Here is a 14,189-nt window from a genome sequence, read left to right as displayed (position 1 = left end):
TTGTCATGACCCAGGCCAAGCACCCCGAAAGACTCAGAGCCTTCATCGGCGCCCTGGCGGAATTGATCGACGGCAATCCACGCGAAGGCGACCTGTTGCACCGGGGCGGCAAGCTACTGGCGCAGCTGGTCAGCCATGACGACTGGCTGCCCGATGCATTCGCCCAGCCCGATCCCGAGCGCTATCAGCAATTTCTGCTGCATGCCGACTCGCGCCAGCGCTTCAGCATCGTCAGTTTTGTGTGGGGGCCGGGGCAAAGCACGCCGATCCATGACCACCGGGTGTGGGGCCTGATCGGCATGCTGCGCGGTGCGGAATTTTCCCAAGGCTTCGAGCGCGCGCCGGATGGCCGCTTGGTGGCTGAAGGCAAACCGATCCAGTTGGTGCCGGGCCAGGTTGAAGCCGTGTCGCCCAAGGTCGGCGACATTCACCAGGTGAGCAATGCCCACAGCGACCAGGTGTCCATCAGTATCCATGTGTACGGCGCCAATATCGGTGCGGTGCGCCGGGCGGTGTACCAGCCCGACGGCAGCGAGAAACTGTTTATCTCCGGTTATTCCAACGTCTTCCTCCCGAATATCTGGGATTTGTCCAAAGAAAAGAGCCCTGCCCTATGACGACTGTATCCACCCGCAGTTTTGCCCAGCTTCGCCAGGCCCTGTTGGACCATCAAGAAGTGGCCCTGATCGACGTGCGCGAAGAGGCGCCGTTTGCCGAATCCCACCCGCTGTTCGCCGCGAACATACCGCTGTCCAAACTGGAGCTGGAGGTGTATTCGCGCATTCCACGGCGCGCTACCCAGGTCACCGTCTACGACAACGGCGAAGGCCTCGCGCCCCGTGCTGCCGAGCGTCTGGTCGCCCTGGGCTACACCCAGGTCAGCCTGCTTGAAGGCGGATTGGACGGTTGGCGCAAGGCCGGTGGCGAGCTGTTCATCGACGTGAACGTGCCGAGCAAGGCGTTTGGTGAACTGGTAGAAAGCGAGCGGCACACACCGTCACTGGCCGCCGAAGAAGTACAGGCCCTGCTCGACAGCCAGGCCGATGTGGTGGTGCTCGATGCGCGGCGATTCGACGAATACCAGACCATGAGCATTCCCACCGGCATCAGCGTGCCCGGTGCCGAGCTGGTGTTGCGCGCCCGCGAACTGGCGCCGGACCCGGCCACCCGCATCATCGTCAACTGCGCCGGACGCACCCGCAGCATTATCGGCACCCAGTCGCTGATCAATGCCGGCGTGGCCAACCCGGTGTCGGCGCTGCGCAACGGCACCATCGGCTGGACCCTGGCCGGGCAGAAACTCGCCCATGGCCAGTCACGCCGCTTTGCGCCGACCTCGGAAGAACATCGCCAGGTCGCCGCCGCCGATGCGCGCCGCGTTGCCGACAAAGCCCGCGTGGGTCGTGCGACCCTGGCCGATCTGCAGGCCTGGCAGCAAGAAGCGACGCGAACTACTTACCTGTTCGACGTACGCACGCCGGAAGAATTTGAAGCCGGCCATCTGCCCGGCGCACGCTCCACGCCCGGCGGCCAGTTGGTGCAAGAAACCGACCACGTCGCCAGTGTGCGTGGCGCACGCCTGGTACTCGCGGATGACGACGGTGTGCGCGCCAACATGTCCGCCTCCTGGCTGGCCCAGTTGGGTTGGGAAGTGTACGTACTGGATAACCTGCAACCGGCGCACTTCAGCGACAAAGGCGCCTGGGTCGCGCGGGTTCCGGCACCCGTGCAAGCCGAACTGATCAGCCCGCACACCCTCAGCGACTGGCTCGGCCATGGCGACACCGTGGTGCTGGACTTCACCGCCAGCGCCAACTACGTCAAGCGCCACATCCCCGGTGCCTGGTGGGCCCTGCGCGCGCAACTGCCCCAGGCCCTGGCCAAGGTGCCCGCCGCCCAACGCTACGTGCTGACCTGCGGCAGCAGCCAGTTGGCGCGCCTGGCGGTGGCCGAAGTCGAAGCCCTCACCGGCAAGCAGGTGTTCCTGTTGCAAGACGGCACCGCCGGCTGGATCAATGCGCAACTGCCGTTGGAAGAAGGTGAAACTCACTTGGCCTCACCGCGCATCGACCGCTACCGCCGCCCGTACGAAGGTACCGACAACCCCAAGGAAGCCATGCAGGCCTATCTGGATTGGGAGTTCGGCCTGGTCGACCAACTGGCCCGCGACGGCACCCATGGTTTCTACGTGATCTGACTCACCCAACCTGCCTGCCCCCACACCGGGTGCAGGCCCGACATCCGACCCCTCTCCAGGCGGAGGCTGAACCCCTGTGGCGAGGGAGCTTGCTCCCGTTGGGTCGTGAAGCGACCCCAGGCAACCGCTCGCGCTCTTTCTGACGGAACGCAGTGACTTGCAAAGGTCTGCTTCGCAGCCCAACGGGAGCAAGCTCCCTCGCCACAATGACCGCCAGGAATCCCCCATGCCCCCATCCCGCTTTCAATACTGCGCAGCCGCCCTGAGCCTGCTCGCTGTCAGCCTTCCCGTTAAAGCCGACGCCCCCGACAAAACCCTCGGCACCGTCGTCGTCACCGGCAACCGTGGCAACCAGCCCCGCACCCTCGCCGACAGCCCCTCGCCCATCGACGTGATTAGCGCCGAGCAGCTGCAAGCCAGCGGCAAGGTCGGCCTCAAGGAACTGCTGGCGCGTCTGTTGCCGTCGTTCAACCTGCCGGCGATCAACGGCGGCGGCACCTCATGGTCGGTCCGCGGCGTGACCATGCGCGGGCTTTCCGGTGACCAGGTGTTGGTGCTGGTCAACGGCAAGCGCCGCCACAACACCGCGCTGATCAATAACCTGGCGCGCATCGGCACGGCGGCGGTGCCGGTCAACCTGGACCTGATCCCGGTGTCGGCCATCGACCATATCGAAGTACTGCGCGACGGCGCGTCCGCCCAATACGGCTCGGATGCAATCGCCGGGGTGATCAATATCATCCTCAAGGAAAACGACAGCGGGGGCAGCGCCGAAACCTCGTTCGGCCGCTATGGCGCAGGTGATGGCGACACCGTGCACCAGACCATCAACTATGGCCTGGCGCTGCCCAACGACGGTTTCGCCAACCTGGCGCTGGACGTCAAGGAACAGGAACCCTTCGACCGGACCGGCAGCGCCACCGGCCGCCTGTACGGCACCGCCGCCGCACCCGACAGCCGCGACCAGACCGTCAACCGCCACGGCTGGAACCCCAGCTATGGCCTGGGCCGCGAAAAGGTCACCAACGCCAGCTATAACCTGGAACTGCCGCTGCAGGACGACCTCAAGTTCTACTCGTTCTCCACCGCCAGCTACCTGGAAACCACCAAGGTCACCGGCAACTACCGCCCCAACGAGATCACCGCCCTGGCCGGCGACCCGAACACACCCTACCCCGACGGCATCCACGCGCAACGACGCAACCGCACCAAGGACTTCCAGGTGGCTGGCGGCTTCAAGGGCTTGGTCGGCGGTTGGGATTACGACATCAGCTCGACCTGGGGCGAAGACGACTCCACGCTCAATGCCAACAACACGCTGAACCCGTCCTGGGGTCCCACCAGCCCGACCTCATTCAACCTGGCCTCGCAGATCTTCGACCAGTGGACCAACAACCTGGACCTCAGCCGCCGCTTTGATATCGGCCTTGCCCACCCGCTGCAAACCGCGTTCGGCTTTGAGTACCGCTGGGAGAAGTACCAGATCGAAGCCGGTGACTATGCGTCCTATACGCCCGGCAACTACGTGCTGCCCAGCGGGCCGTTCGCCGGGCAGACGCCACTGCCGGGGCTGGCCTCGTACAACGGCACCAGCACAGCGGATGCCGGGGAAATCAGCCGCAGCAACGTCGCCAGCTATGTCGACCTGGGCCTGGACGTGACCGACCGCTGGTACGTCGGCGCCGCTGCGCGTTACGAGCGCTACACCCAGGACATCGGCAGCACTTGGAGCGGCAAGTTGTCGACACGCTTCAAGCTCACGCCTGAGTTTGCTCTGCGCGGCACGATCAACAACGGCTTCCGTGCGCCCTCGCTGGCGCAGACGATTTACGCGTCATCCACCTTTACCTCCGGCGGTGTGGTCAACGGCCAGCAGGTCTCGGTGCCGGTCAAGGTGTTGCCGGTGGACACGCCTGAAGCCCAGGCGTTGGGCGCAGAGAAACTCAAGCCGGAAAAATCGCTGAACTACAGCTTCGGCTTCACCTACGAACCCACGCAGAACTACCGGTTGACCACCGACCTGTACCAGATCGGCATCCGCGACCGCATCGTGTCCACCAGCCTGCTCGGCGGGCCGGCGGTGTCACAGGTGCTGGTCGCCAACGGCCTGTCGCCCGGGTTGTACGCGCAGTACTACACCAACGCGGTGGACACCCGCACCCGTGGCGTCGACATCATCAACGAATACCGCCAGCAACTGGACCAGTACGGCCAAGTGCGCTGGAGCCTGGCCTACAACTGGAACCAGACCAAGATCGAAAAACTCCAGGACACCCCGCCCGCGCTGGCCGGCCTGGGCGCCAACTACCAGATTTTCGACCGCCGCCTGCAAAAGGACCTGACCGTCGCCACACCGCAATCCAAATTGATCCTGGCGGCCAACTGGAAAGTCACCGCCTACACCCTCAACCTGGCCCTGACCCGCTTCGGCAGCTACACCGAAGGCGACAACAACCCGATCAACGACCGCACGTTCAGCGCCAAGTGGATCAGCGATATCGACGCCGCCTACGACATCAACAAGCATTTCACCATCGCCCTGGGCGCCAACAACCTGTTCAACGTCTACCCCGACAAAAAAGGCATCAAGGACTGGGCTGGCGGTTACGAATACGGACAGTTCTCGCCCTTCGGCTTTGGCGGCGCGTATTACTACACGCGCCTGGCGTACAACTTCTGAGGCCTGGGCGATGACTGAATTGAGCTGTGACGTAGTGATTGTCGGCGGTGGATTGGCCGGCACCTGGGCCGCCATCGCCGTTGCACGCGAAGGCGTGAGCGTGATCCTGGTAGACAAAGGTTACTGCGGCACCAGCGGCGTCACTGCCACCGCCGGTCCTGGCCACTGGTGGGTGCCGCCCGGCGCCCGCGAAGCCGCCATCGACAAACGCCTGGGCACCGCCTACGGCCTGGCGGATGCACGCTGGATGGCCCGCGCCATCGAGACCACCTGGACCAGCCTGCCAGGCTTGAGCGACTATTACGCCTTCCCGCAAAACGAACACGGCCAGACCCAGTACCGTGGCCTGCGCGGCCCGGAATACCTGCGCGGCCTACGCCGTCGGGTGCTGGACAGCGGCGTGAAGATTCTCGATCACCACCCCGCCCTGGAACTGCTGCGCGACGACCATGGCAGCGTCGTCGGCGCCCGTGGCTGGCGACGCCAGGCCGGCGGCGACTGGTTGATCCGCGCCGGCGCCGTGGTACTCGCCACCGGAGGGTGTGCGTTCCTCTCCCGCTTGCTGGGCAGCCACACCAACACCGGCGACGGTTACCTGATGGCGGCCGAAGCCGGCGCCGAACTGTCGGGCATGGAGTTCTCCAACTACTACTGCATCGCGGCGGCCGGCAGCAGCATGACCCGTTCGATGGTGTACAGCTTTGGTGAGTACTTCGATGCGGCGGATCGCCCCTTGGGCATCAATGGCGGTCCGAGTTTCACCGAGGACCTGGCCAAGGCACTGCTCAATGGCCCGGTGTATTGCCGCTTGAATAGAGTGCCTGCGGACATCCGTGCGCAACTGCCGAGTATCCAGCCGAACCTGATGCTGCCGTTTGACCGACGCGGGGTTGATCCTTACCGCGAGCGATTTGCCGTGACCCTCCACCCTGAGGGCACCATCCGTGGCGTCGGCGGGCTGAGGCTGATGGATGATGATTGCCAGACCAGCGTGCCCGGCGTTTTCGCCGCCGGTGATGCCGCCAGCCGTGAACCGATTGCCGGCGCCACCTCCGGCGGTGGTGCGCAGAACTCGGCGTGGGCCTTGTCGACCGGGCAATGGGCGGGCCGTGGAGCCGCGCGACTGGCACGGCAGAAGGCCGCGTATCACGGCGCGCTACGCGGGTTCGAGGGTGCCTCGGGGGGCAGCGCAGAGCTGGTCCAACGTATCCAGGCCGAAGTGCATCCATTGGACAAGAACCTGTTCCGCAGCGGCCATCAACTGGAGCGTTCGTTGCGTGAACTCGATAACGTCTGGGACCAGTTGCAATCCACGCCCCTCACCGGCAACCCCCTGCGCGCCCGTGAAACCGCCGCCATGGCCGCCACTGCGCGCTGGTGCTACACCGCCGCCGCGCTGCGCAAGGAGAGTCGTGGCATGCATCAGCGTAGCGATACGCCTGGGCAGCGCTCGCAGTACGACGCGCATCTGCGGCTGTCCGGTGTGGACACGATACAAACGCGCTTCGACCCCATTTCCCCAATGGCATGACGGCCTCTGTGGTGAGCAGGCTTGCCCTGCGCTGGGTTGCGCAGCAGCCCCAAAACCAGGCGTCACAGTTTTACCTGGAAAAATACGCTGACATTCATAGGGCCGCTTCGCAGCCCAACGCAGGGCAAGCCTGCTCACCACAAAAAGCCCTCCACAACGGGATATTCAACCATGATCGAACTGATCTACTCCGACCTGTGCAACGGCTGCGGCCAATGCGTCGCGGTGTGCCCCACCAATGTGCTTGCCGCCGACACAGCCGGCAAACCGCTGATTGCCGAGCAACACGCCTGCCAGACCTGCTTCATGTGCGAGTTGTATTGCAGCAGCGACGCGCTGTACGTCGACCCGGACGTCGAACACCTGCGTCATCCTGACCCCGTGGCAGTGCGTGAAGCCGGCTTGCTCGGCCAATACCGCCGCGACTCCGGGTGGGACGAATGGGCCGATGATCCTGCCCATCGCAACGAGCACTGGCGCATGGATGGCATCTTCGCGCTCGCCCGCACCTCATCAACAAATGCAATTAGCGAATAATCAATCTACTCATAATGAATTATTTTGATAATTAACATATAACCAAAAAGAACTTCACAGTGGGTTTTTATGGGAATAACGTTAACTCACTCACCGACCCCTTCTCCAGGCGGAGGTAAACGAACCCCTTCTTGATCTGCCTGGAGCCTGCATCCCATGGTCTTTACCACCCCCTTCAAGCGCCTGCTCCTGGGCACCGCCCTCGCCTTCGGTCTGATCGGCAGTGCTCATGCCGCCGACCTGCAACCGCTGCGCGTGGCCAATCAGAAATCCACGATCAAGGCGCTGCTGGAAGTCTCCGGCGAAGCCAAAAATGTGCCTTACCAGATTCAATGGTCGGAGTTCCCTTCTGCCTCGCCGCTGGGCGAAGCCCTGAACGCCGGCGCCGTGGACATCGGCGCCCTCGGTGACGCGCCCTACGTGTTCGCCCTGGGGGCCGGTGCGTCGCTCAAGGTGGTCAGCATCATTCACGCCGAAGGCCGAAACACCACGGCCGTACTGGTGCCCAAGGACTCGCCGATCAAAACCGTCGCCGACCTCAAGGGCAAGAAAATCGTCACCGGGCGCGGTTCCATCGGCCATTACCTGGCGATCAAGGCCCTGGCCACCGCCGGGCTGACCACCCAGGATGTGCAATTCATTTTCCTGCTGCCGAGCGAGTCGCGCCTGGTGCTGGATAACGGCACCGCCGACGCCTGGGCCACCTGGGACCCGTACACCACCGTGGTCACCTCGCAAAGCCAGGCCCGCGTGCTGATCAGCGGCAACAAGCTGTTGAGCAATCACCTGTACCTCGCGGCTACCAGCCAGGCTATCGCCGACAAGCGCGCGCAACTGGATGACTTTGTCGCCCGTCTTGATCGCGCCTATGCCTGGGCCAACGTGCACCCCAATGAATACGCGGCCGCCCAGGCCAAGATCACCGGCCTGCCGCTGGCGGTGCATGTGGAAGTCGCCAAGGACACACACCTGACCCCAGTCGCCATCGACGACGCGGTCATCAGCGGCCTGCAAGCGACCGCCGACACCTACCAAAAAGAAGGCCTGTTGCTCAAGCATATCGACGTGTCACAGGGCTTCGACAAGAGCTTCAACGCCAAGCGTGTCCCCCTTTCCCAAGCCTCGCGCTAATCAGGAGCAGAACATGAGCAAGCCACGCCATTTAAAATTGGGTGCAATGGTCCACGGTGTCGGTCACGGCTGGGGCGAATGGCGCCACCCGAACGCCCAACCCAACGCCAGCACCAGCTTTGGTTTCTACAAACAGCAGACTGAACTGGCCGAAGCTGCCAAGTTCGACTTCGTGTTCATCGCCGACAGCCTGCATATCCACGCCAAATCCAGCCCGCATTACCTCAACCGTTTCGAGCCGCTGACCATCCTGTCGGCGCTCGCAGCGATCACCACCCACATCGGCCTGGTGGCGACCGTGACCGTCAGCTACACCGAGCCCTACCAGGTGGCACGCCAGTTCTCGTCCCTGGACCATATCAGCGGCGGCCGCGCCGGCTGGAACGTGGTCACCTCGTGGCTGAGCGGCACCGCCGACAACTTCGGCAAGGCCGAGCACCCACCCCATGCCGTGCGCTACCGCATCGCCAAGGAACACGTGAACGCGGTCAAGGGCCTGTGGGACTCCTGGGAAGACGACGCCTTTGCCTACAACAAGCAATCCGGCGAGTTCTTCACCCCAAGCAAGCTGCATGCGCTGAACCACAAGGGCGAGTTCTTCTCGGTAAAAGGCCCGCTGAATATCGCGCGTTCACGTCAGGGCCAGCCGGTGATTTTCCAGGCCGGCACCTCCGAAGATGGACGCAACTTCGCCGCAGAAAACTCCGACGCGATCTTTGTGCATGTGGACAGCATCGAGGAAGGCCTGGCCTATGCCCAAGACCTGAAGCGCCGCGCCAAAGGCTTTGGGCGCGACGCCAACAGCCTGTCGATCCTGCCGGGTATCCGCCCGATTGTCGGCCGCGACGAGGCCGAAGTGGAAAGCCGCTACCAGCAGGCCGTGAACCTGGTCACCGTAGAGGATGCGATCGTCGCCCTCGGCCGCCCATTCAACGACCACGACTTCAGCCAATACCCATTGGACGCGCCGTTTCCGGAACTCGGTGACCTCGGTTCCAACAGCCAGAAAGGCGGTTCCGACCGCATCAAGCAACTGGCCAAGCACGAAGGCCTGACCCTGCGTGAAGTGGCCCTGCGCTTCTCGCGACCCAAACGCGATTTTGTCGGCACCCCGGAGCAAGTCGCCGATGCGATCCAGACCTGGTTCGAAACCGGCGCCAGCGATGGTTTCATCATCAATTCGGTCCTGCCGGATGGCTTGCAGTACTTCACCGAGTTGGTTGTGCCGGTGTTGCAGCAACGCGGCCTGTTCCGCACCGACTACAGCGGCCAGACCCTGCGTGACAACCTGGGCCTGGCGGTGCCGGTCAACCGCTACAGCGTCGCCGCCGAGGTTGAAGAGCAGCAGGAGGCGCTGGCATGAGTGAATCCCTCAACCGTCAATTGGCCAACCTGCACGCCGAGCGTGTCGCGACCTGGGCGCCGGAGTCGCTGAAGATCAATATCGACCAGCGCCAGCGCCTGGTGGATGAAGCGCGACCCGACGACTACGTACAGGTGGGCGATGAACTGGACCCGTTCACCCTGCTCACTGTAGAAGGCGGCGAATTGAACCGCGAGCTGCTGTTGGCCGACGGCCCGGCGGTGCTGGTGTTCTTCCGCTTTGCCGGCTGCCCGGCCTGCAACATCGCCCTGCCCTATTACGAGCGCCAACTCTACCCACGCTTGCGCGAACTCGGTGTGCCGCTGGTAGCGGTGAGCCCGCAGGTGCCGGAGCGCCTGGTGGAGATCAAGACCCGTCATAACCTGCAGTTGCTGGTGGCCAGTGACCCCGACAACAACCTCGGCCGACGCCTGGGCATTCTCTACAGTTTTGACGAGGCGTCGCGCAACGCCGCATTGGCCAAGGGCAACCCCATCGGAGAAACCACGGGTACCGGCACCTGGGAATTGCCACAACCAACGGTGGTGGTGATTGCCAGGGATGGCAGCGTGGCGTTTGTGGAAGTGAGCCCGGATTGGTTGGTGCGCACTGAAGCTGAGCCGGTGTTGCAAGCCGTTGAACAGCTGCTTGCCCAACAGCCTGTGCAACTCGCGATTTAAGGACACCCCCATGAGCCAATCCTCGCAACCTTCCTTACGCTCCGTGGAAGTCGCCCACTTCGACGCCCTGCTCGAACGCCTCACCACCGAGCTGGCCAGCACCGCGCACGTCTATGACGAAAGCGGCGCCTTCCCCCATGCCAACTTCCAGTTACTGCACCAGCATGGCCTGGTCGCCCTCACCGTGCCCAAGGCCCTGGGCGGCGGCGGTGCCAGCCTGCCACAGGCGCGCAAAGCCATCAGTGCGATCGCCAAGGGCGAGCCGTCCACCGCGCTGATCCTGGTGATGCAGTACCTGCAACACACACGCCTGCAAGACAGCAAGACCTGGCCCGCCCACCTGCGCACCCAAGTGGCCGAAGACGCCGTGCGCAACGGCGCCTTGATCAACGCCCTGCGCGTCGAACCCGACCTTGGCACCCCGGCCCGTGGCGGCCTGCCGGCGACCACTGCGGTGCGCACCGCCGAGGGTTGGCGCATCAGTGGCCGCAAGATCTACTCCACCGGCAGTCATGGCCTGAGCTGGTTCAGCGTGTGGGGCCGCAGTGACGATGCCGATCCACTGGTAGGCGCCTGGCTGGTGCCCAAAAACAGTCCCGGCGTGACCATCATCGACACCTGGGACCACCTGGGCATGCGCGCCACCTGTAGCCATGAAGTGGTGCTCGACAACGTGCTGGTGCCGCTGGACCACGCCGTCAGCGTCAGCCCCTGGAGCGCGCCGTCGCCGGAGCTGGATGGCGAAGGTTTCCTGTGGATGTCGGTGTTGTTGTCCTCGGTATACGACGCCGTAGCCCAGGCTGCGCGGGACTGGCTGGTGAACTGGCTGGAAGAACGCGCGCCGTCCAATCTCGGTGCTGCCCTGTCGACCTTACCGCGCTTCCAGGAAACCGTCGGCCATATCGACACCCTGCTGTTCGCCAACCGCAGCCTGCTCGACGCTACCGCCGAAGGCCACACCCCCGCCGCCCATGCGGCGCAGTTGAAGTACTTGGTGACCAACAATGCGATTCGCGCCGTGGAGCTGGCCATCGAGGCCTCGGGCAACCCTGGCCTGTCGCGCCATAGCCCGTTGCAACGGCATTACCGCGACGTGCTGTGCAGCCGCGTACATACCCCGCAGAACGACGCCGTATTGCAGGGCGTCGGCAAAGCCGTCTTCGCCCAACGCCAGAAGGAACGCACATGAGTCAGGTGATTATCGCCAGCCAGCTGGACGAAGATTTCAATGAAGTGATTCGCGAGCGCCTGGCAAAAATCCATCCCAAGGCCCAGGTGATCGGCGTGCCCGTTGGCGTCCCGAGCGACCTGCCACCCCAGGCGAATATCCTGCTGCTGCGCCCGATCAATGTGCGCGGCTACACCGCGCCGGACACCCCGCCACCGGGTTGGCCGTACGGCGCGCAATGGGTGCACCTGGTGTCGTCGGGCATCGATTTCTATCCGCAATGGCTGTTCAACGGCCCGCCGGTGACCACCTCCCGTGGCAGTGCCGCTGACAACCTGGCCGAGTTTGCCTTGGCCGCGATCTTTGCCGCCTCCAAGCATTTGCCGGACATCTGGGTAAAGGATTCGCAGTGGAATTTCACCGCGTTGCGTCCACTGAAGGGCACCACCCTGGGCATCCTGGGGTTTGGTGCGATAGGCGAACGCCTCGCGCAAAAAGCCCTGGCCCTGGGGATCAAGGTCGTAGCGCTGCGCCAAAGCCAGGCGCCGTTCAGCGCGGGCGTAGAAGCTGCCAACGACATCCACGACCTATTCGCCCGCGCCGATCACCTGGTGGTGGCGGCACCGCTGACCGAGTCCACGCGGCAGCTCATCAACCGTGACGTGCTGGGCAGCGCAAAGCCGGGGTTGCACCTGATCAACATCGCGCGGGGTGGTTTGCTGGATCAGGAGGCCCTGCTGGAAGCGCTGGACAATGGGCAGATCGGACTGGCATCGCTGGATGTGACCGAGCCGGAGCCGCTGCCAGATGGGCATCGGTTGTACAGCCATCCGCGTGTGCGGTTGTCACCGCATACCTCGGCCATTTCGACCAACAGCAAGGAGGAGATTGCCGAGACGTTTTTGGCCAATCTGGAGCGGTATGTCGCCAATTTTGAGCTCTACAACCGCGCCAATTGATCGCCGTCTACTTGATGCGGTAGTGAAAGGTATTGCGCACTGCCGGCACCGGCACGGGCTTTCCATCGACGATCCTCGGCTGGTAGCGAAAGGTATTCGCCGCCGCCAGTGAAGGCCGCATGAACAGCGGATGGCAGCCGTCCAGCACCTTGGGGTTTTCGACACGCCCTTGGGTGTTGACGGTGTACTCCACCGAACAATCGCCTTCGATGTTTTTGTCCAGGGCACGCTCCGGATAGTCCGGCGCCTCTTTGCTCAAGGGTTGGTACTGGCGGCTGTCGAAGGCCGGCGCGGCGACCGGTGCTGCGGGGCGCGCGCGTTCCGCAGCGAGGCGCTCCTGGGCCAGGCGCTGCTGTTCCAGCTCGCGATTGCGCTGTTCGGTGGCCAGGCGCTCCTGTTGCTGTTCCAGCTTCTTTTCCTCGACCCGCTTGCGCGCCAACGCGGCTTTTTCCAGCTTTTGTGCCTGGATCTGTGGATCGATCACCGGTTTCGCCGGCACGGGAACGACCACAGGCTCCGGCGCAGGCGCTGCGACGGCCACAGGCTCAGGCACGGGAGCTGGCGTCGGCGCTGGCGGCATCATCACCAACTGGGTATGCATCACCCTCGGCGTTTCCACCGGCGGTCTATCTGTCGACCCGCCCAGCATCAGCGCCGCCAGGACGCCCACATGCAGCGCCACCGCGAGGCTGGCCGCCACGCTGTTTCTCCAGAACCCGGAAGGCTCCCCAGGTGCTACCGCCAGCATCGGACTGTGCATGATCATCGCCGTCATTGCGGGGCCTCGGTCACCAACCCCAGATTGCTGACACCGCCCTTCTGCAACACCGCCATGGCCGCCACGACCCGGCCGTAGCCCGCGTTGTCGTCGGCGCGGATATACACCTGGGTGTCGCTGCGCGCCGCCACCACCTGCATGACCTTGGCGCCCATTTCGTCGAGGGTCACGGCGCTGTCGGTCTGGTGGGTGGTGTCGAGTTCGCCGCCCAGGTTCCAGTAGTAGCCGCCGTCGGCCTTCACTGACAGCGTGAGGATCTGTTGGCGGGTGTCGGTGGCCAGGGCCTCGGCGGCGACCTTGGGCAGCTCGATTTTTACGCCTTGGGTCAGCATCGGCGCGGTGACCATGAAGATCACCAGCAGCACCAGCATCACGTCGATATAAGGCACCACGTTCATCTCGGCCTTGGGCCCGTGCTTGCGTTGCGGCCTGGTCAACATCGGTTTGCTCCTTGCTCAGGCGGCCACGGCCAGGTTGATCGGCGTACCGCGCAAGGTGCGGTGCAGGCGCACTTGCAGCTCGTTGCCGAAGGCGTAGTAGCGTGTCAGCAAGGTCTGGCCACGTGCGGCGAAACGGTTGTAGGCAATCACCGCCGGGATGGCCGCAAACAAGCCAATGGCGGTGGCGATCAGTGCTTCAGCGATGCCCGGCGCCACGGTGGACAGCGTGGCCTGCTGCACTTGGGACAAGCCGATAAAGGAATTCATGATGCCCCACACAGTGCCGAACAGGCCGATGTAGGGGCTGACCGAACCCACGGTCGCCAGAAATTGCAGGCCCTTTTCCAGCTCGATTTCCTGCTCGGTAATCGCCACCTGCAACGCCCGCTCGACCCCTTCCAATACGGCCGGATCGTGGCCCTGCAAGTGCTGGTATTCCTGCACCCCGGCGATAAAGATCGGCGCAATGCCGCCCTCGCCCGCCTGCAGGGTTTCGCGGTACAGCGGCTGCAAGTCCGCAGCGCTACGAAAGCGCAGCACAAAACCCTTCAACTGGCGCTCCAGGCGGCCCAACACACTGGCGCGCTGGATGATCAGGTACCAGCTGAGCAAGGAGGCCAGCAGCAACGTCACCATCACCGCCTTGACCAACAGGCTGGCGTCACTGATCAAACCCCAGATCGTCATATGTTCCATCGTCGCGTGCATAGTGGGTTCCCTATTCG

13 protein-coding genes are annotated in these 14,189 nt (G+C 63.9%); 10 read left to right on the top strand and 3 right to left on the bottom strand.

The features are described from left to right. Positions 1-5: 5 nt before the first annotated feature. The 10 genes from OZ428_RS14140 to OZ428_RS14095 all read left to right on the top strand — a co-directional run bounded on the left by OZ428_RS14140 (position 6) and on the right by OZ428_RS14095 (position 12,246). Entirely contained in the window at positions 6-617 is a 612-nt protein-coding gene (locus OZ428_RS14140; RefSeq protein WP_269133798.1) for a cysteine dioxygenase, read from the top strand. Further along, the gene (locus tag OZ428_RS14135) at positions 614-2,197 is read left to right on the top strand and encodes a rhodanese-related sulfurtransferase (RefSeq protein ID WP_269133797.1); all 1,584 of its coding nucleotides are present in this window, start codon (positions 614-616) and stop codon (positions 2,195-2,197) included. The genes OZ428_RS14140 and OZ428_RS14135 overlap by 4 nt, the downstream gene beginning before the upstream one ends. 226 nt (positions 2,198-2,423) lie before the next feature. Continuing rightward, on the top strand, positions 2,424-4,877 hold the full coding sequence (locus OZ428_RS14130; RefSeq protein ID WP_269133796.1) for a TonB-dependent receptor plug domain-containing protein: 2,454 nt from the start codon (positions 2,424-2,426) through the stop codon (positions 4,875-4,877). A 10-nt stretch (positions 4,878-4,887) separates the two neighbouring features. Continuing rightward, positions 4,888-6,408, top strand: a complete 1,521-nt coding sequence (locus OZ428_RS14125; protein WP_269133795.1) for an FAD-dependent oxidoreductase — start codon at positions 4,888-4,890, stop codon at positions 6,406-6,408. Between the two features lie 171 nt (positions 6,409-6,579). Beyond that, positions 6,580-6,945: a 4Fe-4S dicluster domain-containing protein gene (locus OZ428_RS14120; RefSeq protein WP_269133794.1), complete on the top strand. Its 366-nt coding sequence runs from the start codon at positions 6,580-6,582 to the stop codon at positions 6,943-6,945. Positions 6,946-7,101: 156 nt separating this feature from the next. Further along, positions 7,102-8,076, top strand: coding sequence for an ABC transporter substrate-binding protein (locus tag OZ428_RS14115; protein WP_269133793.1), 975 nt, complete (start codon positions 7,102-7,104; stop codon positions 8,074-8,076). Between the two features lie 13 nt (positions 8,077-8,089). Then, positions 8,090-9,439: an LLM class flavin-dependent oxidoreductase gene (locus OZ428_RS14110; RefSeq protein WP_269133792.1), complete on the top strand. Its 1,350-nt coding sequence runs from the start codon at positions 8,090-8,092 to the stop codon at positions 9,437-9,439. Then, the gene (locus OZ428_RS14105; protein ID WP_269133791.1) at positions 9,436-10,119 is read left to right on the top strand and encodes a peroxiredoxin-like family protein; all 684 of its coding nucleotides are present in this window, start codon (positions 9,436-9,438) and stop codon (positions 10,117-10,119) included. The genes OZ428_RS14110 and OZ428_RS14105 overlap by 4 nt, the downstream gene beginning before the upstream one ends. Positions 10,120-10,129: 10 nt before the next feature. After that, entirely contained in the window at positions 10,130-11,308 is a 1,179-nt protein-coding gene (locus OZ428_RS14100) for an acyl-CoA dehydrogenase family protein (RefSeq protein ID WP_269133790.1), read from the top strand. Next, the gene (locus tag OZ428_RS14095) at positions 11,305-12,246 is read left to right on the top strand and encodes a D-isomer specific 2-hydroxyacid dehydrogenase family protein (protein ID WP_269133789.1); all 942 of its coding nucleotides are present in this window, start codon (positions 11,305-11,307) and stop codon (positions 12,244-12,246) included. The genes OZ428_RS14100 and OZ428_RS14095 overlap by 4 nt, the downstream gene beginning before the upstream one ends. A gap of 7 nt (positions 12,247-12,253) precedes the next feature. Here OZ428_RS14095 and OZ428_RS14090 read toward each other — a convergent pair whose 3' ends face one another. The 3 genes from OZ428_RS14090 to tolQ are packed head-to-tail and all read right to left on the bottom strand — an operon-like array spanning position 12,254 to position 14,172. Next, the gene (locus OZ428_RS14090) at positions 12,254-13,021 is read right to left on the bottom strand and encodes a TonB family protein (RefSeq protein WP_269133788.1); all 768 of its coding nucleotides are present in this window, start codon (positions 13,019-13,021) and stop codon (positions 12,254-12,256) included. Further along, positions 13,018-13,464 carry a protein TolR gene (tolR, locus tag OZ428_RS14085; RefSeq protein WP_016980081.1) on the bottom strand — a complete coding sequence of 149 codons (447 nt, stop codon included), beginning with the start codon at positions 13,462-13,464 and terminating at the stop codon, positions 13,018-13,020. The genes OZ428_RS14090 and tolR overlap by 4 nt, the downstream gene beginning before the upstream one ends. 15 nt (positions 13,465-13,479) lie before the next feature. Next, the gene (gene tolQ, locus OZ428_RS14080; protein ID WP_269133787.1) at positions 13,480-14,172 is read right to left on the bottom strand and encodes a protein TolQ; all 693 of its coding nucleotides are present in this window, start codon (positions 14,170-14,172) and stop codon (positions 13,480-13,482) included. Positions 14,173-14,189 lie beyond the last annotated feature (17 nt).

The sequence above is a fragment of the Pseudomonas sp. GXZC genome (assembly GCF_026967615.1).
Classification (GTDB): domain Bacteria; phylum Pseudomonadota; class Gammaproteobacteria; order Pseudomonadales; family Pseudomonadaceae; genus Aquipseudomonas; species Aquipseudomonas azotoformans_A.
This window is presented reverse-complemented; position numbering and strand designations above follow the sequence as displayed.